The following is a 21,176-nucleotide window of genomic DNA, read 5'->3' on the forward strand; positions in this document are numbered from 1 at the left end:
GCGCAGATATCTGCGATCTGGGTATTGTAGACCGCCACCCCTGACCCGCGACGATGCTTAGCTCGCTGAGCACGAACTGAGTGGCGAAAATAAGCGGTCTGATGCAGGCGGGCAACCGTCTGGATACACTGGCGGGCAACGACATCACCAACAAGGCGGGCGGCATCATCGCTGGTCGCGGCGTGACCGTGACCGCCATTGGAGGTGACGTCACCAACGAACGCACCATCACCTCGCTCGACAGCAGTACACGCGGCCAACTGCACAAGGACTATGCAGACAACGCTGCACGCATTGAAGCGGCCAATGACCTGAGCGTTTCCGCAGGTCGGGACATCAACAACATCGGCAGTGCGCTGCAGAGCGGGCGTGATCTCACGCTGAATGCCGGACGTGACGTCAACACGGTTTCCAGCCAGGTGGTCAACAGCCTGGTGCTGGACAGCAAGCACACCAGCAGCGACATCACCCAGACCACCTCAACCCTCAGCGCAGGCCGAGATCTGTCGGTGCAGGCGGGACGCGACGTCAACGCCATCGCCACGCAGATCGATGCCAAGCGTGACATCGCCATTGCCGCGACCGAGAACGTCACCATCGGCTCGGCAGCTGACGAAGATCACTTCCTCTCCAAGAGCAAGAAGCTGACGATCCAGGAAGACCACGTCAGCCAGGTCTCGACCGAGATCAACGCAGGCGGCAGCGTCGCCGTCAGCGCCGGGCAGAATCTTGCTGTCATCTCAAGCCGCATCACTGCAGGCGACGAAGCCTACCTGGTAGCCGGCGACAAGCTCGACATCCTCGCCGCACAGGACAGCAACTACTCGCTCTACGACAAGAAGAAAAAGGGCTCTTTCGGCGCCAAGAAAACCAAGCGCGATGAGGTGACTCAGGTCACCAACATCGGCAGCGAAATCACCTCCGGCGGCAACATGATGCTGGTGAGCGGAGGCGATCAGCACTATCAGGTGGCCAAGCTGGAGAGTGGTAAAGACCTGACCTTGAACAGCGGTGGCGGGATTTTGTTCGAGGGCGTGAAGGATCTGCATCAGGAGAGTCACGAGAAGAACAATAGCAATGCTGCCTGGAACTCGATGTCCGGCAAGGGCAGTACCGACGAAACACTGCGCCAGAGTGAATTGCTGGCCAAGGGTAATTTGGTAATCAACGCCGTGGACGGCCTGCACATTGATGTGAAGCAGGTTAATCAGCAGACCGTCAGCGAAGCCATTGATGCGATGGTCAAGGCGGATCCGAATCTCACGTGGCTCAAAGATGCGGAGAAACGCGGAGATGTTGACTGGCGACTGGTGCAGGAAATTCACCAGTCCTTCAAGTACAGCAACTCAGGTTTGGGTGTTGCGGCGCAGTTGGCTATCGCGATTTTACTAGCGGCGTTTGTAGGCCCGGCTGCTATGAGCGCTCTCAGCGCTGCAGGTGCTGGTACGGCGCTTGCTGCCGGAGGCGCCGCGATCGCGACGAGTGCTGCTACTACAGCCACCACCAGTCTGATTAATAACCGAGGAGACCTAGGAGCTGTACTCAAGGACACCACTTCCAGTACCGCCCTGAAGGGATACGCTGTTAGCGGAATTACCGCAGGCCTCACCGCCGGTCTGTTTGATGGCATGACAGGCACCCAGACTGATCCACTAACAGGAAAAGTCAAAGTTGATTTAACGAGCTTGAACGGCATTGGAAAGTTTGCTGCAAATCAAGTTTTGCAAAACGGCACTTCAACAGTCCTCAGTAAAGCCTTGGGTTTGAATGCAAGCTTCAGTGGCGCGCTGACAACCTCACTGCTGAATACAGCGGCTGCGGTGAGTTTCGACGCTGCTGGCGGCCTTCGCCTTCCAGATGGAAGCGCAGGTAAGATTGCGTTGCACGCTTTGATTGGTGGTGTTCTCGCTGAGGCGTCTGGGAGCGACTTCTACGCTGGGGCGATCGCTGCTGGGGCAAACGAAGTCCTTGCCACAGCTCTGCGCAGAAGTATCACTCAGCTTGCGCCTGAACAGCGGGATATGCTCCTGACATCAGCTTCGCAAATGGTAGGTTTGCTATCGGCTGCCTTGGCAGGTGGTGACGCGAAGGCGATAGAGGCTGGATCCTGGATCGCTAAGAATGCGACGCAGTACAACTTTCTTAATCACTACGAGATGGAAGATTTCGTTGGCGATATGAAAGCCTGTACCACAGATGACTGCTACCGCAACACGTGGGTAGCTCAATATGGCAAGACTACGTACGATCAACGGAGTAAAGACAATTTATCGGACGCTCTGTCGGCTGTGGGGCCCGCTCGAGCGAAAGATTTGATGAATCAAGTCGACGGCGGCTTGGCCGCGCTCGGTGAGCTCCAATGTCCCACGGCTGTTTGTGACGAATATAAATTCATCTTAATCGACAGGGCTCAGACGGCCAGGGCAGAACTTCAGCGCACGTTTTCCGCCGGGCAGGGCGTGATCGAGGGCGTGTTGATAGCACCAGTGACCGCTGCTAGCAACATAGCGACTGGAGGATTCACAACCGCAGAAGCTCAAGGGATGGAGAAAGCGTATGCATTTTGGTCTAATATCAGAGCATCAAAGGCAATCGACGCGTTATTCGGGTCTGGTCGAACTCCACTGGCGAGTGAAGTTAAACAATTTGCAGAAGCCCAAGGTTGGAAGGCTTCACAGAGCGATGGGGGGCCACTCAAATACATCGATCAGAATGGGATTGCGCGCGTGACAATTAAGCAAGGTAGTTCACGAGCCCCAGGAAGTGAGGATCCACATGTTGAATTTAAGAATTCAGCAGGAGACAGAACAGACCCTTTTGGCAATTCAGTAACTAGAAAAAGCCCTGGCAATCACACACCTATAAACTTTGATTTGTGACAAGAAAAATGAACTATTATGAAGTCCCGATTCTAGCGCGTTACTTTTTAGAAGATAGTTACGTGTTGTCAGTAAAAGAGAGTGAAAGTTCGCTGGTGTTTGACTTGGAGGCGGTGCTGTGTGAGCAGCATCCAGAATATAGAGCTCCCCTCGAAAATGAGTTGTATTGCTTCAAGAAAGTTAAACTATGTTTTTCAAGCTTCGACTATTTGAAATGGGAAAAGAAAGAATTTAGAGAATTTAGAGATGCTTCAGGATCAGTGGATTATGGCAATATTGATAAGCTTTTATTAGAAGTCGATCGAGTGATAATGGTTGGGGAGTGGGGGAGGGTAGTTCTTTTTGGGGGGGAAATATCAGTATTGATCGTGTAACCTCTGACAGGTGTGATTGGCCAATATTTATTGATCACAGCGGGTAGTGGTTAATCTCGTTTCGAGATAAATACTAGGCAGGTCACGACGTGACCGTAATCGCCATCGGCGGTGACGTCATCAACGAACGCACCATCACCTCGCTCGACAGCAGTACACGCGGCCAACTGCACAAGGACTATGCAGACAACGCTGCACGCATTGAAGCGGCCAATGACCTGAGCGTTTCCGCAGGTCGGGACATCAACAACATCGGCAGTGCGCTGCAGAGCGGGCGTGATCTCACGCTGAATGCCGGACGTGACGTCAACACGGTCTCCAGCCAGGTGGTCAACAGCCTGGTGTTGGATAGTAAACACACCAGCAGCGATATCACCCAGACCACCTCAACCCTCAGCGCAGGCCGAGATCTGTCGGTGCAGGCGGGACGCGATGTCAACGCCATCGCCACGCAGATCGACGCCAAGCGTGACATCGCTATTGCTGCGACCGAGAACGTCACCATCGCCTCGGCAGCTGACGAAGATCATTTCCTGTCCAAGAGCAAGAAGCTGACGATCCAGGAAGATCACGTCAGCCAGGTATCGACTGAGATCAACGCAGGCGGCAGCGTCGCCGTCAGCGCCGGGCAGAACCTCGCGGTCATCTCAAGCCGCATCACCGCAGGCGACGAAGCCTACCTGGTCGCAGGCGACAAGCTCGACATCCTCGCCGCACAAGACAGCGACTACTCGCTCTACGACAAGAAGAAAAAGGGCTCTTTCGGTGCCAAGAAAACCAAGCGCGATGAGGTGACTCAGGTCACCAACATCGGCAGCGAAATCACCTCCGGCGGCAACATGATGTTGGTCAGCGGGGGCGACCAGCACTATCAGGTGGCCAAGCTGGAGAGTGGTAAAGACCTGACTCTCGATAGTGGTGGTGCAATCACTTTTGAAGGTGTGAAAGATCTTCATCAGGAAAGTCATGAGAAGAGCAACACGAGCCTCGCGTGGACATCCATGTCCGGGAAAGGCACGACCGATGAGACCTTGCGTCAGAGTGAATTGGTCGCCAAAGGTAACTTGGCGATTCACGCGGTCGACGGTCTGCATATCGATGTGAAGCAGGTTAATCAGCAGACCGTCAGCGAAGCCATTGATGCGATGGTTACTGCAAGCCCTGATTTGGCTTGGCTGAAGGACGCCGAGAAGAGGGGGGATGTCGACTGGAGGATGGTGCAAGAGATTCACCAGTCTTTCAAATACTCGCATTCAGGACTGGGTGCTGGAGCTCAGTTGGTGCTGGCCATTTTGCTCGCTGCTTTAACTGGGGGCGCGGGCGCCGGGTTGATTGGCGCCACCGCAGGTACGTTCAGTGCTGGCTTGGCGAACGCTGTGGTAGTGAGTCTGGAGGTTACTGCAGCTAACAGTGCAATCAGTAACAAGGGCAACCTTGGCGCGGTCGTCAAGGACACTTTCAGCAAAGGAAGCTTGCAAAGCGCGGCGGTATCCGGACTTACAGCCGGCTTCATCAATTACGCGAGTTCGAACTGGTTTGGCGCCAGCATGGACTCCGCGACCGGCAAAATAACAGGGCCTAGTGTCGTACCCAGCCTTATGGATCCGGCGGCATTGGCCAGGTTTAGCGCGATTCAGCTGGCAGGCGGCGCAGTAAACGGTGCGCTCAGCGAGGCGTTGGGCACTGGCACTTTCAAAGATTCGATGATGGGGAGTGTGTTCACTGTACTGCAAGCCACTGCATTTAATGGCGTAGGTGACATCGGCAAGAAGTTTGACCTGCCAGAGAGTGGTGCCTACAAAATTGCCCTACACGCTGTCGTCGGCGGACTTCTCTCCGAGGTAATGGGCGGAGATTTCAAAACCGGCGCTGCCGCTGCGGGTGCAAACGAGGCGTTAATTGAATACCTAGACAAAAGCGAGTTTCTTAAAGGCGCCGATGCGACCGATCATGACCGTATGGTGAACGCTGCGTCTAAGTTGGTAGGCCTGTTCGCCGCTGCCGCTGTAGGTGGAGACATATCGAAGGGCTCGGAGATTGCTGGCAACGCCCAATCGTACAATCGCCAGCTTCATACCTTTGAAAAGAAAATGTTGGCTGCGGAAGCCGCCAAACTGGATGAGCAGGGCAAGAGTAACTCTGGCATTTCGTGGGAAGCTCTGCTCAATCTCGAAGCAGGAGCGGACATTGATGCAACCGCTGCCGCACAGCTCAGGGCGATCCTAGACACCGGAGCAGATGTTAACCCTGAAAAACAGCGTTTGCTGGAGGATATGGCCGTTGCTGAGGGAGTAGTCACCCAACTCAAGAACCAAAAGATCCAGCTGACTTGGTCGGACGGAACGCCGATCGTTGCGAAAGGAGATGCGGTTTACGCGTTTTCGGCGACTGCTGCGCAGTACAAGGATTCGACGTTATTCAACAGCAATCTGGGGAACGCGACCTCTGGGGATGACTTTGGGGGTATCCCGGTTGAGTGGGCAAACCAGTTTGGCCCGGCGACCGCACTTCAGCATCAAAGTGAAATCGGCTCTATCAGTACGTCTAACTGGCAGAATCAGAACGCTTATCAGCAGATTACCACGATCCTTGGTGGCGGGATTGTGCCGCTGTTGAGTGAAAAGGATATTTTGCTGATGGCAGCGACTGGCCTAGGAGGCTCGGCGGCCAAAGGTTTTATGGCCTATATGGCTGAGCGGCGTGCCGCAGTGTTGGTGGGCGAGGGAACTGAAGATATACTCGCATCAGGTGCAAAAGGTGCAGCTACTAGCTCTGGCGCTGAAAATGCGGCTTTGTATCCCAAGCTGAAGGATCAACTGAGACAAGAAAATCTGAGCAATATTGCGGCTCAGGATTCAAGGTTAGCTGCTGCTGTGAACGGCAGTGGTACGAATAATCCGAACTTCTCTATGGGGCAAGGTACATCTTCCGAAGCTAATCAGTTAGGCAATATTTGGGTTGGGGACGGCGCGAAAAAAACAAGTGATGGGCTTGGTTTTATTAGCGCAGACGGCACTCGTGTATATAGGCCGCCAACACCCAAAGATTCATCTTTTGCTACGACAGGCGTGCAGACCAATTTTGAAACGTATAGCATAAACCCTGTAACGGGTCAGCGCATAAAAATAAGTAACGGCCATCTGAATGTGGCTGACTAGGAGGAATAATGCGTGCCGTTGTAAAAGGTATTTCTAATGATATTTTTGATGTCGAGACCTACGTTCCTGAGAACGTAGACAACTATTCTTTAAGCCTTCGTGTTCGAATTGGGCTTGATTCTACGCAAGGGGCAGATGATTTTGGGCTTCTCATCTGCACTCCAAAGTGGCTAGAGGAAACACTTTGGGAGCCTAGTTGGGGGAACGGTATATTAATTGTTCGAGGATACAACTTTGCAACTGTTAATGGATTGATTCATGAGTATGTGAGCCGCTGTGAGGGGGATAGCTGGGAAGCTATCGTGATGAAACTGGGGAAAGTATTTTCTTGGGAGTTTGACGATTATCGATCCTAAATAGGATTGATTATCTAACACTGGCCATGTGCCAGTGTTTCTTTGTCTGCTTATTGCAAAACTCCCTACCTCCGATGTTTGCCATAGTTGGTCTGAGTGCCCGCAGCATAAAACATCTGTGCAACGAATTTCTGCTGGTTATTAGACCGATGATCAACGGCTTCCAGTTGCTGCAAAAAAGCCACATAGGGGAGCTAACGACTCAAGGCGAGATCAACTCACCAGGTAACGCTTCTATCGAATCCCGATTCTGATTTGACGAATCTAACCCCGAGTCCAGCATGTCCTTTGACGTGCTTAGGGCCACGGGGATCTGCTCGCTTTGAGTTGCAGACAGGTGATCTGCGACGTCCCGGAGTAACACACTTTTGGCATAGCGAGTTAACGAGGGATGGCTGCCGGAGAACGGGCGTCGCTGATTAATGGACAGACCTCCAATGAGGATCAGTTCAAATACCTGATGAACAACGCCATCGCCAGCAAGGACGCACTCAACCTGCCCGTTGGCGTGAGCCTGACATATCAGCAGGTCGCTGCGCTGACCCCACGACATCGTCTGGCTCGAAGAGCACGAAGTGAATGGCGAAAAAGTGCTGGTGCCCGTGCTGTACCTGGCCCAGGCCGACAACCGCCTGGCACCCAATGGCGCACTGATCGCCGGCAACGACGTCACCCTCATCGCAGGCGAAAACCTCGACAACGTCGGCACCCTCAAAGCTACCAACAATCTGTCGGCCACCGCTGGCAAGGATCTAGTCAACAGCGGCCTGATGCAGGCGGGCAACCGTCTGGATGCATTGGCGGGCAACGACATTATCAATAAAGCGGGCGGCATCATCGCCGGTCGCGACGTGACGGTGACCGCCATCGGCGGTGACGTCATCAACGAACGCACCATCACCTCGCTCGACAGCAGTACACGCGGCCAACTGCACAAGGACTATGCAGACAACGCTGCACGCATTGAAGCGGCCAATGACCTGAGCGTTTCCGCAGGTCGGGACATCAACAACATCGGCAGTGCGCTGCAGAGCGGGCGTGATCTCACGCTGAATGCCGGACGTGACGTCAACACGGTCTCCAGCCAGGTGGTCAACAGCCTGGTGCTGGACAGCAAGCACACCAGCAGCGACATCACCCAGACCACTTCCACCCTCAGTGCAGGCCGAGATCTGTCGGTGCAGGCGGGACGCGACGTCAACGCCATCGCCACGCAGATCGATGCCAAGCGTGACATCGCCATTGCCGCGACCGAGAACGTCACCATCGCCTCGGCAGCTGACGAAGATCATTTCCTGTCCAAGAGCAAGAAGCTGACGATCCAGGAAGACCACGTCAGCCAGGTCTCGACCGAGATCAACGCAGGCGGCAGCGTCGCCGTCAGCGCCGGGCAGAACCTCGCGGTCATCTCAAGCCGCATCACCGCAGGCGACGAAGCCTACCTGGTAGCCGGCGACAAGCTCGACATCCTCGCCGCACAAGACAGCGACTACTCGCTCTACGACAAGAAGAAAAAGGGCTCCTTCGGCGCGAAGAAAACCAAACGCGATGAGGTGACTCAGGTCACCAACATCGGCAGCGAGATCACCTCCGGCGGCAACATGATGCTGGTGAGCGGAGGCGATCAGCACTATCAGGTGGCCAAGCTGGAGAGTGGTAAAGACCTGACCTTGAACAGCGGTGGCGGGATGTTGTTCGAGGGCGTGAAGGATCTACATCAGGAGAGTCACGAGAAGAACAATAGCAACGCTGCCTGGAACTCGATGTCCGGCAAGGGCAGTACCGACGAAACACTGCGCCAGAGTGAATTGCTGGCCAAGGGTAATTTGGTAATCAACGCCGTGGACGGCCTGCACATTGATGTGAAGCAGGTTAATCAGCAGACCGTCGGCGAAGCCATTGATGCGATGGTCAAGGCGGATCCGAATCTCACGTGGCTCAAAGATGCGGAGAAACGCGGAGATGTTGACTGGCGACTGGTGCAGGAAATTCACCAGTCCTTCAAGTACAGCAACTCAGGTTTGGGTGTTGCGGCGCAGTTGGCTATCGCTATTTTGATGGCAGCAATTGTTGGGCCCGCTGCTGCAGGGATGGTTGGAGCCGGGACGGGAGCGGGCGCTGCGATGGTTGGAACTGTCGCTGCTGGTGCGGCTACAAATGCCACGATTAGCGCAGTTAACAATCGTGGCAATCTCGGCGCGGTATTCAAAGATGTCACATCCTCCGATGCGATAAAGGGCTATTTGACCTCAGCCGCCACTGCTGGCGTCGCCTCCCAGTTGGGATATGACCCGACCAAACTAAGCTTTGATCTTGCTAGCGCTCAGAAAGTCGCGATCAATGTCGTTGCCCAGTCATTCGTCAAAACGGTTATCAACGGCGGCAACTTAGGCAAAACCTTGACTGACGGGATGCTGAGCGCGGTGATCGATATCGCTGGTGCGATCGGCGCTAAGGAGCTTGGCGGCACAACGCTTGCCGATGGCAGCCCCACGAAGATAGCGGCGCATGCGTTGTTGGGCGGGCTGAAGTCGATGGCCATGGGGGGCGACTTCCAGACAGGCGCCATTGCCGGCGGTGCCAACGAAGCGTTGGTGCAGTACTTGGCCAAACTCGTCTTGCCTGAGGGGTATAACCCGAATAATCCAGGTATGGCCCAAGCGCAGGCCAATCTGCTTGCGATGACACAGTTGGTAGCCGTGTTAACGACAGTGGTTACAGGAGGCGATCCAGGAATTGCTGCCAACATTGCAGCGAATGCAACTCAATATAACTACCTGACACACAGCGATCTTGAGAGGGCTGCCAATGAGCTAAATGAATGTGCAGAGGGCGATACCGTCTGTGTGCAAAAAACTCAGAAAGTGTTCAGGGATCTGAGTCGCGAGAGAGAAATAGCAGCCATCAGCGCGTGTGCAGCCGATCCGACAAATTGCAAGGTATCGTCAAGCCTGGTGGCACAGGCCCAAGCCGATACGGAGCATCTCAAGGACTTGGTAGGGGGCGCGTCTCAACAGGCCCAAAGCGCTTATGGGCAATTGTTGGCAGAAAACTTCGAGTTTCAGAATACGTTGGCAAGCGTGACCGCCGGCGAATCAATCGATGCCGTCGCGCAAGCATTTCAGGATAAGTGGGGATTAAGCGACGCGCAGATGGTTGGGATCCGCGATGGACTTCGGATTATTGCCTCCTCTGGGATCGGTGCGATTCCTCCATCTAGCGGTGGAAAGGGAAGTTCAGCTGTTCTTAATAAGCCACTAGGTCTAGGCTCTACAGGCCGAACTTCACCCAATAGCCTTGCGGAAAAGCTTGCCATGGAACAAGCAATGTCTGATCCGGGTGCTGGTCGACCTTTGCCGGTGCCAATGACGGATCCCCGCTGGCCAGCTGCTGAAGGATGGGTAAAAAATGCGCAGAATATCAACGGAGTTGAGGTCCATTATGTAAGAAACTCTATATCTGGCGCGGTTGACGATTTTAAGTTCAAATGAGGAAGGTAGGAATGATTGGTATTTGTAGAGCTGTCACTGGTGCCGAGATCTCATTAACCAGGAGATATCTAGGGGAGACTGGTGCAACAGATTATTCCCCTCTACAGGTAGCGGAGAAGTACGAGATTTACGGATTTATGCTCGTCTGCGACCGGGTGGATTTTCTGGTTGCGCCTCCTGCGCAACTTCCTTTTTGGGTTCCGTCTGATCTGTTTGACTTGGTTGATAGCAGTCTGCCTGCAGGGTGGGGGGTTTGTGTAACTAGTTTAAGTTCTGACTACTCTGTATTGGAGCGGCAATTTAAGATAGGGTGCATAGTAGGTTACCCTTCGTTAGTTAATGACTATCAGCATTACTTGGGGCTCATTGAACGTGACCCGCAAGCTATAAAAATCTTTTTAGAGGAGGCTCACGGTTAAGTTACAAGCCGTTTAATGCCGGAATCTAGCCCGCGTAAGGTTGATGTTGGTCATTAAGATATAGCGCTGAGTGACTGTGAATTTATGCGTGATAGTATATTTTTTGACTTGGCGTTTTTACGCGGGTATATTCTTTGTTCTTCTAAGTCCAAGCTATGATAGGCATGGTGATAAATCGGCGTAAGTCTTAAGTAAACTCGTCAAGATCGATACTTGCTGGGGGTGTTTTCAGTTTGTGCGAGTTTCGTCTCTGATACTAAGGCGTGTTTTGTGAGTACTTCAAAAGGTTGCTAAAAATATGGCGCGTCAGGCGGTAAGTTTATCTATGTTGTTTAGCATCGTTGCTCTAGCGGGCATTGCTGGGTGCACCAAATCTGCCAGCAACAATAGTCCGGTTGCCAGCGCAGATCATGTGGCGCGTAAGCCTGCCGCGGCGTTCATCAAAAACGAAGAGCGTTCAACGAGTGCTCGCAAACAGCTGTTTGAGTCGATCGTCACCCGCCAGGGTGCGACTTTGCTGCCAGGTCACTATGGAGGAGACGGGAACTCCGATCAGCACGCTATTGCGCAATCAGAGAAGGCAGTTACTTTAGTGCTTGGGTTGAAGGTGCTTGACGCGACAGGTGGGCTGCAACTGAGCACGTCCCCAGAAGGATATGTTCAATATTCCAAACCCTGGCTAGAGCATCTGGCGCAACAGCTAAACCATGACTCTTCGACTAAAGCGGCGGGTGCCGCGATATTGCGCGCGTTACAGAGTGATACGCTTGTCGCTGGAGTGGCATGTCTGGACATCAACACTCAGCAAGTCCGGATGCTTCGGATTGCGATTCGTTAAAGGATCGATGCGTTTATGGGGCAGGGGTGGATACGACCCACTGACAATACAAGCTCAGCCGTCCAATCGCGCCCCCCTCAACAAAGGGAGGGCGTTTTTCTGCCCATTGCCACAGGCGTCCGCACGTCCATCCTGTCGCCGTTTTCTGTAACACATCTGACACACAATCGATGCCCGGTAATTGACGTCAAATGGATGGCTCGTTAATATCGCCACCGCTGCATAGTGGCGCAATGATATTGCGCAGCGTTGGACCGCTGTTTCCGGCAAGCGCAATGGTGACTCGGTCGTGAACACAGCAGCCGATGGCTGCGGACGTTGAAAGAAAGGGTAGGGATGTCCAATGGATGAACATGTGAAAAAGATATTTGCATTGCTGGTACTGGCGCTGGTCCTGACCGGCTGCAGCAATCAGAAATTCAAACCGGAATACCGCTCGCAGATTCAGACAGTAAAAGTACTTCCCGTTGTTTGGTCGACCGACAACATCACCTACATGGGCCAGGAGCAAGCCTGGGGTGCGGCGCTTGGCGCGGGTGTGGGTGTTGCAGCGGGTGCGGCGGTCAAGGCTTCTCACATCGGCACTGCAGCGCTGTCTGGCGCAGGCTTCGCAGCGGGGATGAAGGCAGGGGATCTGGCGTCGATGTCGACCGTTCAGGCCATCGTTTATCAAGTCAACGCAGCGAACATCGACCTCGGCGGCATGGTCAAGAAAAGCTTCGAAGATCAACTGGCGGCGACCGGGCGCTTCAAGGTGGTCGGTGAACACGACCCTGCGGATGCCGAGGTGCAGTTGACCGTGAACAACTGGGGTTTTGCCCTGACCCAAGGGTTCAGCAGCGTGGTATACCCCACGATCAATGTCACCGGTGTGCTCAAGCGTGGGGATGAGCGGGTGTGGCAGCTCACCGAGAACATCACCGCTTTCAACGGCGCCAACACATACGGCTACACGCCATTGCGCTATCGCACCGAGCCAGAATTGCTGCGCACGGCGCTGGGTGGCATTTCGCAGATCGTCGATCAGTATCTGGTGAAGGATTTGAGTTTGTAGAATCCCAGGCTTCGGTCGGCGGCAGCCGTTGTGATGCCACCGTCTAAAGGAAAACCGCTCGACTCGAGGGCGGTTTTCAGCTGGCTCCCTCTAAAGCATCGAAATCACCCTCTCTCCAAAACCTGAACAAACGGCCATTCCCCCACCACCCGATACTCCCCCTTGCGAGACTCATAAAGCCCAAAACGATCAGCCCGCAAAAAGAACTCAGGCGCGCTATCAGCCTCCGGCACCTGATTTGGATAGTCACGAGCCAGGGTCAAGTGGGGCCGAGACTCTTTGTGCTCCTGATCCTGTCCAAACCTCAACATGGCCTGTTCCAGCGCGTAGGACAGCCGCATCAGCTCGGGTGGTGCATCGTCTGGGGTCAGCACCAGAGCCTTTGATTTGCGCCAGACGTCCAGGCGGTCAAGGACGACCGTCAGGGGGTTTCCGGGCACCTTGACCTTCGAGGCGGCGGCGCAGACTTCTGCGATCTGGGCCTTGTCGACCGCCCCCAGAAATAGCAGCGTGAGATGGAAATTGGCGGTAGGTACCGGGCGACCGGTGCGTAGGGCAAGGGACGTGCGCCATTGCGAAATCGCCTTGCTCAGCGTGGGCGGGCAGCCAAGGGCGAAAAACAGGCGCGATTGTGGTTCGGTGCTCAGGGGCATGAGCGCTCCTCGGGTCACAGGCCAGGGGGGGCTGACTTACAGCGTCCTGGCCATATAAGCATGGGTAATGGTCAGAACGCTTGTGGATTTCATGGTTCATGGGCGGGTGCTACATTCAGCGCTTTTCTGCGGAGCCCTGCCAATGCCCCATCGCGAAATCATCATCCCGCCCGCCATGCAAACCCTCGTCGAACGCGCCGGATACGCCCCTGCGGTCAAGGTCGGCGATACGTTGTACTGCGCAGGCCAAGTAGGCCGCACCGCTGATTTGCAGGTGATCGAAGATCCTGAGCAGCAGTTTCTCGCCGCCTGGGCGAACCTGGGTCAGGTGCTGGAGGCAGGGGGCTGTACCTTCGAGGACATCGTCGACATGACCACGTATCACGTCGACATGTCGCGGCACATGGCGGTGTTTCGTGAGGTGAAGAACCGCGTGTTTCCCCGTGGGCTGTGCGCCTGGACCTGCATCGGCGTGAGTGAGCTGGCGCATCCGGGCATTCTGGTGGAGCTCAAGTGCGTGGCGGTGCGGTGCCAAACGTCAGCGGCAGGGCGTTGATCGCACGCCGCTGAACTATCGGTCGGCCGTCCGGGTCGGTCTTACAGTGCCCATTCACCCTGGAGTTCTGTCATGCAGCCTTATGTCATTTGCCACATGATGTCGTCGCTGGACGGCCACGCCCTGACCGACGGCTGGGATCGCAGCTTCAAGAAAGCCGCAGGCGATCTGTACGAAAAACTCGCGCAGACGTTCGAATTCGATGCGTGGATCTGCGGTCGGGTGACGATGCAGGAGATCGCCCACGACGAAGGCTATCCGAAGGGGCTGGCCAGCTCGCCGATTGCGCGTACGCATCGCTTTGTCGAGCGCAATGCCAAGAGCTACGCGATCTCCATCGACCCTCGCGGCAAGGTGGGCTGGAAGGAGAACGAGGCCTTGGGTTCCCACGTGGTCGAGGTGCTCACCGAAAGCGTGTCGGACGACTACCTGGCGTACCTGCAATCGGTGGGCGTGTCGTACCTGTTCGCCGGCAAAACCGAGATCGACCTCAAGCAGGTGGTGAGCATTCTTGGCGAGGAACTGGGCTGCAAACGCCTGATCGTCGAGGGCGGGCCCCATGTCAGTGGCTCGTTCGTCAACGCCGGGTTGGTGGACGAAGTCAGCGTGCTGATCCTGCCGTTGGTGGACGGGCGAGGCGAGCATCCGGCGTCGTTTGAGGTGTCGGCCAGTGCCTGGACGCAGCCCGCCCACCTGACGCTGTCCTCGGCCGAGGTGCAGGAAGGCGGGGCGGTGTGGCTGCGTTATACCGTTGCGTCGGACAGCAATGCCTGAACCTGAGACGCTGACGCATCGCCTCGCCCCACGGCGGTCTGCACCAGATCGATGAAGGCGTTGAGCGCTGGTGAGCGCACACCCCGGCGCCAGGTCAGCCAGATGTTCAGGTAGCGAAACTCTTCGCTCAGCGGATAGGCATTGACGTTGCGGCTGCCCGGCATGCTCTCGAGCATGCTGCGTGGCACCATCGCAACCCCCGCGCCAGCCGTCACGCAGGCGAGCATGCCGTGGTAAGACTCCATTTCGAAGATCTTGCCCGGCGTCGCCATGTCAGCCTTGAACCAGGCTTCGAAGTGGCGGCGGTACGAGCAGTTCTGGCGGAAGGCATACACCGTTTTGCTGCTCACATCCTGCGCGCGGGTGACCGGCTCGTAGCTGGCGGCGGTGATCAGCAGCATTTCTTCTTCGAACAGTTCGATGCCTTCCAGGTCCTGATGACGCAGCGGCCCGTCGACGAAAGCAGCGCTCAACCGGCCCGACAGCACGCCGTCGATCATGTCGCCGGAAGGCCCGGTGGACAGGTCCAGCTCGACCTTGGGGTAACGCTGGTGAAACTCGGCAAGCAGGGAAGGGATGCGCACCGCCGCCGTGCTTTCCATCGAACCCAAAGAGAACACACCCTGGGGCTCGGAGCCGGAGGTGGCCTGTTTGGCTTCTTCGACCAGCTCCAGAATGCGCCGGGTGTAATCCAGAAAGGTGTGGCCGGTAGCCGACAGGCGCAGGCGAAGCTTCTCGCGGATGAACAGGTCGACACCCAGTTCCTGCTCCAATTGCTTGATGCGCGTGGTCAGGTTGGACGGCACGCGGTGCAGGCGTTGGGCGGCGGCGGTGATGCTGCCTTCTTCGGCGATGGCCTTGAACAGCTCGAGTTGGGTCAGGTCCATGGAGGTCTCGCTATCTTTCTCTTTGAGAGAATGTATTTTTGATAATTATTCATTATCGGAAATTTTCCAGAGAGCCTATCGTGGCCTCAAGACTTCAGCAACGGGTCTCGGCCCAGCGGTGAAGATCAACCCCTACAGGAGGCTTTTTGTCATGTCGTCACACGCATCCACGACCCACGCCATCTCCCTGAATCCCGCCACCGGCAAGGTGTTCGCCGAGTATCCCTTTGAGCAGGCTGCTGAGCTTGAGCAATCGCTGAGCCGCGCCGCCGCCGGTTTCAAAGCCTGGCGCAAGCAACCGATCAGCGCTCGCGCCGAGCAACTGCGCACCATCGCCAAAGTACTGCGCAAGAACGCCGAAGCCATCGCGCAGATGATGACCGCAGAAATGGGCAAGCCGATCGCTCAGTCCCGTGGCGAAGTCGAAAAGACCGCCGTGACCTGCGAATGGTACGCCGAGAACGGCCCGGCCATGCTCGTCCCGGAAAAGACCCCGGTGGAAAACGACAAGGCCTATATCGATTACCTGCCACTGGGCTCGATCCTGGCGGTGATGCCGTGGAACTTCCCGATCTGGCAAGTGATGCGCGGCGCGATTCCGATGATTCTGGCGGGCAACACCTACGTCCTTAAACACGCGCCAAACGTCATGGGCAGCGCCTACCTGCTGCGTGACGCCTGGATCGAAGCCGGTCTGCCGGAAGGTGTGTTCGAAGTGATCAACGTCGGCAACGAAGGCGTTTCCAAAGCCATCGCCGACCCACGCATCGCCGCCGTCGCCGTCACAGGCAGCGTGCGAGCAGGCTCGGCCATTGCCGCCCAGGCAGGTGCTGCGCTGAAAAAATGCGTACTGGAGCTGGGTGGTTCCGACCCGTTTATCGTTCTGGCCGATGCTGACCTGGACGAGGCCGTCAAAGCCGCGACCATTGGCCGTTACCAGAACAGCGGTCAGATCTGCGTCGCTGCCAAGCGCATCATTGTGGAAGAAAGCGTGCTGCCGGCCTTCACCGAGAAATTCGTGGCGACGGTCAAGGCGTTGAAAATCGGCGACCCGCTGAACGAAGAGAACTACATCGGCCCGATGGCCCGCTACGACCTGCGTGACGAGCTGCACGAGCAAGTGCTCAAGACCATCAGTGAAGGCGCGACTCTACTGCTCGGTGGCGAGAAAGCCGAAGGCGAGGGCAATTACTACGCACCGACCATCCTGTCCAACGTGCGTCCGGGCATGACCTCCTTCAAGGAAGAATTGTTCGGCCCGGTGGCCTCCATTATCGTCGCCCGTGACGCCGAGCACGCCGTGGAGCTGGCCAACGACAGCGAATTCGGTCTGGCCGGCAGCGTCTGGACCGCTGACGTTGCCAAGGCTCGCGACATCGCCGCGCGTCTGGAAACCGGCGGCGTGTTCATCAACGGCTACACCGCCTCCGACGCCCGCGTGCCCATCGGCGGCGTGAAGAAGAGCGGTTTCGGTCGCGAGCTGTCGCACTTCGGCATCCGCGAGTTCTGCAACGCGCAGACGGTGTGGCTGGATCGTCGTTAAGACGCAGTGAGTCGCCAAACGCAATGCCTCGCGTGGTCACCTCCACGCGGGGCATTTTTCGTTGCGAGGGGATGTTTGACGGCGAGGCGAGGCGGATGCCCGGTTGGGCAAAGACGAGATGCGCGCATTGGGATTGAGTAAGGGAGGGTGGTGAGGTCAGCTGTCGGGCAGCGCGCAAGCCATTAGCGTAAATTTTTCGTCCGATTGCTTGACTTCTCTTTTTCAATCAGTAAGATAGCTCGCATTCCGCGATAGCTCAGTTGGTAGAGCAAGTGACTGTTAATCACTGGGTCCCTGGTTCGAGTCCAGGTCGTGGAGCCAAACGAAACAATGAAAAGGCCAGCTGAAAAGCTGGCCTTTTTTGTGCGCGCTCGAAAAGCATCGGGCGCATGCCGTTGGCAGAACAACAGGCTATTTGGTGCCAGTGCTTTTGCTGTCGCTCGAACCTGCGCCTGACGAGGTGTCGTTGCCGAAGCCCGAATTCCCACCGCTGCCCGCTTCGCCGCCCGAGCCGGGAAGAGCCGTGCCTTTGGTGGCGGCGCCGTTGGTACCTTTAGGTCTGGACGAATCCTCGGAGGTCGATGAGCTGGTCCCGGAAGACGACGGGCCGCTCATGGTGCTGCCGTTCGAGGGGCTGCTCGGGGTGGTGGCGGTGGCCGCCAGGGTGGGGCCGGAGAGCAGACAGGTCAGGCCAGCGATGGCCAATGCATAACTCACTTTCTTATTCATGTGGTGAGGCCTCTTTGTCGGAATGAACAGAGTGGGATGACGCTGGGCGTTATCCGCTCGCTGTAAGCTTCTGATGCGTGGCAGCGCCGGAAAAGTCTGAAAAAGTGTGCATTCGGCGATGAACGGTCGTGTGGCTGCGTACTTGCCGCTCACTGTATTGGGCGGGGCGGCAAGCACCAACGCCCTGACATCGGGCGCCGGTGCTTCAGTATCAGCGCAAGCCGCCTGACGCCACCAGATGCTCACCGGTCAGCCAACGCGACGCGTCGGAGGCCAGGAAGGTCGCCACATCGGCGATGTCATCCGGCAACCCGGCGCGGCCCAGTGGCGTCTGGGCAATGAGGCCTTTTTCCATGTCGGAGCCGGTGATCCCGCCCGCATGGGTGCCTTCGGTCTCGGTGTAACCGGGGTTGATCGCGTTGACGCGGATCTTGCGTGGGCCCAGTTCCTTGGCCAGAACGCCCGTGATCGAATCCACGGCGCCTTTGGTGCCGCTGTAGATGGCGGTAGCGGGAGGGGTCAGCGAGGTGATGCTGGAGCTGATGTTGATGATGCTCGCGCCTTCGCCCAGATGTTTGACCGCCGCCTGGGTGACCAGCAGCAAGCCGAGTACGTTGGTGTTGAACTGCCGATGAAATTCCTGCTCGGTGATTTCCTCCAGCGGCGCGAAGGCATAGACCCCCGAGTTGTTGACCAGAATGTCCAGACGACCGAACTGATCGATGGCCGTTTGCACAAGCTTCTGTGCATCGGCGGCCTGGGTCACGTCGCCGCCCACCACCGCCGCGCGTCCGCCGGCTTCGACGATTGCCGCCGCGACCGCTTCGGCAGCCGGCCTTGCGCTCGCATAGGTGACGACCACTGCGGCACCTTCGGCAGCCAGCGCCTTGGCAATGGCCGCACCGATGCCTTTGGAAGCGCCGGTCACGAGTGCAACTTTTCCTTCTAACTTAGCCATGATGATCTCTCTTTCAGGTGAGTGTTTCGGGAGTTGAGTGCTGCGGTTGGCCTCACTGGCATGGCCTTGGAGTGCCGGGTGAATCGGTGTGTGAATTCCAGGCTGGGATCTATTTGTGCTTTTAAAAACAACAATTAAGGTCAAAAAAAATCACGGCCCCGATTCGATGGCTGCGACGATCTGTGCGAGGTTCTGCTGGGCCAGCCCCTGCTCGAATGACTCCTGTGCGTTTCGCAACACGCTCTCAAGGCAACCCTTGATGTTGCGGCTCACGTGGCAGGTCTCACTCACCGCGTAGCCGTGCACCACATAGGCCTTGGGCGCTTCGCTGGCATTGTAGATGTCCAGCAGGGTGATGGCCGACGCCGGGCGCGCGAGGATGCACGAACCGGTTTTGCCTCGGGTCGTGCTGATCAGGCCTGCCTTGGCCAGCTTGGAAATGACCCGACGCACAAAGCTCGGATCGGCGTTTACGCTGCTCGCCAGATCCGAGGAGCGCAAAGGCTGGCCGGGATGAATAGCCAGCGCGGCCATGACGTGAGAAGCGACGGAGAACTGAACGTTGGTTTGTGACATTTTGTGAAACTAATCGGCACAATTAGCTTTGTCAACCGCTGTGCGCAAGCGACGCGTTAGGCGCGACGCTGGCGCGTGTTGCATTTAAAAGCCCTGGTGGCTGGATCCGAGCGTAAAAAACTCTTTATTATATTTTCGTGTGACATTCAATTTATTAATAACCATTCAGCCTAAGCTCAGACTTTTCGCTAGATGAGACGACTTCGACTGGGTGCCTCTTTTATTCATATCTCGGACATGACCCATGACTGATGCTTCGCAAAAACGACTCGCGTCCCGCTACGGCCAGGCAGACATCAAACTGCCCGGCACCTGGAGCCCGGTCCTCGATGAGCTGCTCGATCATCGTAGCGTGCGCTCTTTCACCTACGCGCCGCTGCCCGAAGGCACCCTGGAAGCGCTGATCGCCGCCGCGCAGTCCGCCGCCAGTTCCTCCAACCTGCAGGTGTGGAGCGTTGTCGCGGTGCAGAACCCCGAGCGCAAGGCGCGGCTTGCCGGTTTTGCTGGCAATCAGGCGCACATTCATCAAGCCCCGATGTTGCTGGTGTGGCTGGCGGATCTGTCGCGGGTATCGCGACTGGCCGAGCGCGAAGGTGTGGCGCTGGAAGCTGTGCCGTATCTGGAAAGCCTGCTCTTGGGCACCATCGACGCCGCCCTGGCTGCGCAAAATGCGGTGGTGGCGCTGGAGTCTCTGGGCCTTGGCAGCGTGTACATCGGCGCGATCCGTAATGACATCGAAGCGGTCGCCAAAGAGCTCGAACTGCCGCCTCAGGTGTACCCGGTGTTTGGCCTGTGCGTGGGCCACCCATCCCCTGATCGCCCAGCGCAGGTCAAGCCGAGGTTGCCCCAGGCGGCTGTGCTGCATCACGAAACCTACGGCCTTGAAACCGAGCATCCTGCGATCAAGCAGTACGATGAGCGACTGGGCGCGTTCTATAAGCAGGAGGGGCTCAAGGCCGCTGGCTGGTCCGAGCAGGTCATCGCCCGTTTGCGCAGCGTCACCAATCTGCACGGTCGTGAGCATCTGGTTGAGGAGCTCAAGCGCCTGGGCTTTGGTTTGCGCTGAGGGACCGTCGGCATCGCTGATCAGCCTCCGCCGAAATGCACGCAATGTTCGTCGGAGGCTGACGATAAGGATCGCGGGCAGCAATCAAGGAGGGACGTCCATGCCGTTCAACGATCAGCGCGTAGCCAAGCGCTCGAAATCTTCATCAACCGTAACGACAAACTCAAGCGCGAGCTGGCCAACCTGAGCCAGCATCCCGGCGGGCTCTATGTTGAGGCGCATCGCGTTCGTCACGCGCAAAGCGCCTACCTCGAAGCGGTCGAGGCCCAAGGCACCAACCCCTATGATTTTGCCTTGCGCTTTCTCGCCCGGTCGCCTGCTGAGCTTGAGGCCATGCGCGAGCAGCGTCGCCACGAACGGCGTGAGCAAGCGGAAGTTCAGGCATTGCTGGATTAAACTTTAGTTAACAAGAGAGTGTTGCGAGAAATACTACAATCGCTGTTATTGACCGGGCTGATGTTTCCTATCAACAGCAAGTATTTATCGGTCGCTGAAAAATACATAACAATGGATTCCAGAAGCAAACGAATAGCCGCTTTGCTCAATGACGCTTTGAACCCACTTCTGGAGAATCAAAATGAAATATGTCGCTTTTGCCGCTCTCTCGTTTTTCAGCGTATTCGCCTCGGCCAGCGAGCTGGCTGTCACGTCCGCCAATGCTCAGCCGCTGACTCAGGTTGAGCAGTACAACCGTCACAAAGGCATCGACGTGGCCAAGGTCATCAGCGTCAAGACCGCCCAGGACCCGGAGAAATTCGATGGCCTGGTCAAGACTCAAATGACTTACGTAGACAGCGTTGGCGTCAAGCACGACCTGGAATATACCACTCAGGGCTACGGTCGTCAGAACGGTTAATTGACTGGC

At 56.6% G+C, this 21,176-nt stretch carries 17 protein-coding genes, 1 tRNA gene and 1 pseudogene; 14 read left to right on the forward strand and 5 right to left on the reverse strand.

Annotated features, from left to right (window positions below; translation table 11 throughout):
- The first annotated feature begins 80 nt into the window (after positions 1–80).
- The 7 genes and pseudogenes from AC07V9_RS16065 (at position 81) to AC07V9_RS16095 (ending at position 12,569) form a co-directional block, all read left to right on the forward strand.
- Positions 81–2,879 (forward strand): DUF637 domain-containing protein, encoded by a 2,799-nt coding sequence (locus AC07V9_RS16065; protein WP_495016659.1) that lies wholly within the window; start codon positions 81–83, stop codon positions 2,877–2,879.
- An 8-nt stretch (positions 2,880–2,887) separates the two neighbouring features.
- Positions 2,888–3,253, forward strand: coding sequence for a hypothetical protein (locus AC07V9_RS16070; protein ID WP_495016660.1), 366 nt, complete (start codon positions 2,888–2,890; stop codon positions 3,251–3,253).
- A 77-nt stretch (positions 3,254–3,330) separates the two neighbouring features.
- Positions 3,331–6,411: pseudogene (locus AC07V9_RS16075) on the forward strand (DUF637 domain-containing protein); the annotation flags it as partial.
- Between the two features lie 8 nt (positions 6,412–6,419).
- Positions 6,420–6,767: an immunity 8 family protein gene (locus AC07V9_RS16080; protein WP_495016661.1), complete on the forward strand. Its 348-nt coding sequence runs from the start codon at positions 6,420–6,422 to the stop codon at positions 6,765–6,767.
- A 575-nt stretch (positions 6,768–7,342) separates the two neighbouring features.
- Positions 7,343–10,258, forward strand: a complete 2,916-nt coding sequence (locus AC07V9_RS16085) for a DUF637 domain-containing protein (RefSeq protein WP_495016662.1) — start codon at positions 7,343–7,345, stop codon at positions 10,256–10,258.
- Between the two features lie 717 nt (positions 10,259–10,975).
- A complete protein-coding gene (locus AC07V9_RS16090; protein ID WP_495016663.1) occupies positions 10,976–11,515 on the forward strand; it encodes a hypothetical protein in 540 nt (179 codons plus the stop codon).
- Between the two features lie 355 nt (positions 11,516–11,870).
- Positions 11,871–12,569: a lipoprotein gene (locus tag AC07V9_RS16095; RefSeq protein ID WP_495016664.1), complete on the forward strand. Its 699-nt coding sequence runs from the start codon at positions 11,871–11,873 to the stop codon at positions 12,567–12,569.
- A gap of 104 nt (positions 12,570–12,673) precedes the next feature.
- Here the strand turns inward: AC07V9_RS16095 and thpR are convergent, their stop codons facing one another.
- Positions 12,674–13,222: an RNA 2',3'-cyclic phosphodiesterase gene (gene thpR, locus AC07V9_RS16100; protein WP_495016665.1), complete on the reverse strand. Its 549-nt coding sequence runs from the start codon at positions 13,220–13,222 to the stop codon at positions 12,674–12,676.
- Between the two features lie 142 nt (positions 13,223–13,364).
- On the opposite strand from thpR, the gene AC07V9_RS16105 reads away from it, so the two are divergent.
- Together AC07V9_RS16105 and AC07V9_RS16110 are read left to right on the forward strand one after the other, a co-directional pair.
- On the forward strand, positions 13,365–13,778 hold the full coding sequence (locus tag AC07V9_RS16105) for a RidA family protein (RefSeq protein ID WP_495016666.1): 414 nt from the start codon (positions 13,365–13,367) through the stop codon (positions 13,776–13,778).
- Positions 13,779–13,850: 72 nt separating this feature from the next.
- Positions 13,851–14,552: a dihydrofolate reductase family protein gene (locus AC07V9_RS16110; RefSeq protein WP_495016667.1), complete on the forward strand. Its 702-nt coding sequence runs from the start codon at positions 13,851–13,853 to the stop codon at positions 14,550–14,552.
- Here the strand turns inward: AC07V9_RS16110 and ptrR are convergent.
- A complete protein-coding gene (gene ptrR, locus AC07V9_RS16115; protein ID WP_495016668.1) occupies positions 14,522–15,439 on the reverse strand; it encodes a putrescine utilization regulator PtrR in 918 nt (305 codons plus the stop codon). The two genes, AC07V9_RS16110 and ptrR, sit on opposite strands and share 31 nt — an antisense overlap.
- 151 nt (positions 15,440–15,590) lie before the next feature.
- On the opposite strand from ptrR, the gene AC07V9_RS16120 reads away from it, so the two are divergent.
- Both AC07V9_RS16120 and AC07V9_RS16125 read left to right on the forward strand, forming a co-directional pair.
- On the forward strand, positions 15,591–16,982 hold the full coding sequence (locus AC07V9_RS16120) for an aldehyde dehydrogenase family protein (protein ID WP_495016669.1): 1,392 nt from the start codon (positions 15,591–15,593) through the stop codon (positions 16,980–16,982).
- Positions 16,983–17,227: 245 nt separating this feature from the next.
- A tRNA-Asn gene (locus AC07V9_RS16125) sits at positions 17,228–17,303 on the forward strand.
- Positions 17,304–17,393: 90 nt separating this feature from the next.
- Here AC07V9_RS16125 and AC07V9_RS16130 read toward each other — a convergent pair.
- The 3 genes from AC07V9_RS16130 to AC07V9_RS16140 form a co-directional block, all read right to left on the reverse strand.
- The gene (locus tag AC07V9_RS16130) at positions 17,394–17,711 is read right to left on the reverse strand and encodes a hypothetical protein (protein WP_495016670.1); all 318 of its coding nucleotides are present in this window, start codon (positions 17,709–17,711) and stop codon (positions 17,394–17,396) included.
- Between the two features lie 211 nt (positions 17,712–17,922).
- Complete coding sequence (locus AC07V9_RS16135) at positions 17,923–18,669, reverse strand: glucose 1-dehydrogenase (RefSeq protein ID WP_495016671.1); 747 nt, start codon at positions 18,667–18,669, stop codon at positions 17,923–17,925.
- A gap of 150 nt (positions 18,670–18,819) precedes the next feature.
- A complete protein-coding gene (locus AC07V9_RS16140) occupies positions 18,820–19,245 on the reverse strand; it encodes an Rrf2 family transcriptional regulator (protein WP_495016672.1) in 426 nt (141 codons plus the stop codon).
- 244 nt (positions 19,246–19,489) lie between these two features.
- Between AC07V9_RS16140 and AC07V9_RS16145 the strand changes: the two genes are divergently transcribed.
- From AC07V9_RS16145 to AC07V9_RS16155, 3 genes are all read left to right on the forward strand, one after another.
- Complete coding sequence (locus tag AC07V9_RS16145; RefSeq protein WP_495016673.1) at positions 19,490–20,311, forward strand: NADPH-dependent oxidoreductase; 822 nt, start codon at positions 19,490–19,492, stop codon at positions 20,309–20,311.
- A gap of 174 nt (positions 20,312–20,485) precedes the next feature.
- On the forward strand, positions 20,486–20,707 hold the full coding sequence (locus tag AC07V9_RS16150) for a hypothetical protein (protein ID WP_495016774.1): 222 nt from the start codon (positions 20,486–20,488) through the stop codon (positions 20,705–20,707).
- Between the two features lie 181 nt (positions 20,708–20,888).
- On the forward strand, positions 20,889–21,167 hold the full coding sequence (locus AC07V9_RS16155; protein WP_495016674.1) for a DUF2790 domain-containing protein: 279 nt from the start codon (positions 20,889–20,891) through the stop codon (positions 21,165–21,167).
- Positions 21,168–21,176 lie beyond the last annotated feature (9 nt).

The organism is Pseudomonas sp. GW821-FHT02A11 (assembly GCF_059421985.1).

Excerpts from the sequence above, each read along its gene's own strand:
- AC07V9_RS16070 (WP_495016660.1), top strand. The coding sequence starts at position 2,888 with ATGAACTATTATGAAGTCCCGATTCTAGCGCGTTACTTTTTAGAAGAT.
- AC07V9_RS16080 (WP_495016661.1), top strand. The coding sequence starts at position 6,420 with ATGCGTGCCGTTGTAAAAGGTATTTCTAATGATATTTTTGATGTCGAG.
- AC07V9_RS16090 (WP_495016663.1), top strand. The coding sequence starts at position 10,976 with ATGGCGCGTCAGGCGGTAAGTTTATCTATGTTGTTTAGCATCGTTGCT.
- thpR (WP_495016665.1), bottom strand. The coding sequence starts at position 13,222 with ATGCCCCTGAGCACCGAACCACAATCGCGCCTGTTTTTCGCCCTTGGC.
- AC07V9_RS16105 (WP_495016666.1), top strand. The coding sequence starts at position 13,365 with ATGCCCCATCGCGAAATCATCATCCCGCCCGCCATGCAAACCCTCGTC.
- AC07V9_RS16110 (WP_495016667.1), top strand. The coding sequence starts at position 13,851 with ATGCAGCCTTATGTCATTTGCCACATGATGTCGTCGCTGGACGGCCAC.
- ptrR (WP_495016668.1), bottom strand. The coding sequence starts at position 15,439 with ATGGACCTGACCCAACTCGAGCTGTTCAAGGCCATCGCCGAAGAAGGC.
- AC07V9_RS16120 (WP_495016669.1), top strand. The coding sequence starts at position 15,591 with ATGTCGTCACACGCATCCACGACCCACGCCATCTCCCTGAATCCCGCC.
- AC07V9_RS16130 (WP_495016670.1), bottom strand. The coding sequence starts at position 17,711 with ATGAATAAGAAAGTGAGTTATGCATTGGCCATCGCTGGCCTGACCTGT.
- AC07V9_RS16135 (WP_495016671.1), bottom strand. The coding sequence starts at position 18,669 with ATGGCTAAGTTAGAAGGAAAAGTTGCACTCGTGACCGGCGCTTCCAAA.
- AC07V9_RS16140 (WP_495016672.1), bottom strand. The coding sequence starts at position 19,245 with ATGTCACAAACCAACGTTCAGTTCTCCGTCGCTTCTCACGTCATGGCC.
- AC07V9_RS16145 (WP_495016673.1), top strand. The coding sequence starts at position 19,490 with ATGACTGATGCTTCGCAAAAACGACTCGCGTCCCGCTACGGCCAGGCA.
- AC07V9_RS16155 (WP_495016674.1), top strand. The coding sequence starts at position 20,889 with ATGAAATATGTCGCTTTTGCCGCTCTCTCGTTTTTCAGCGTATTCGCC.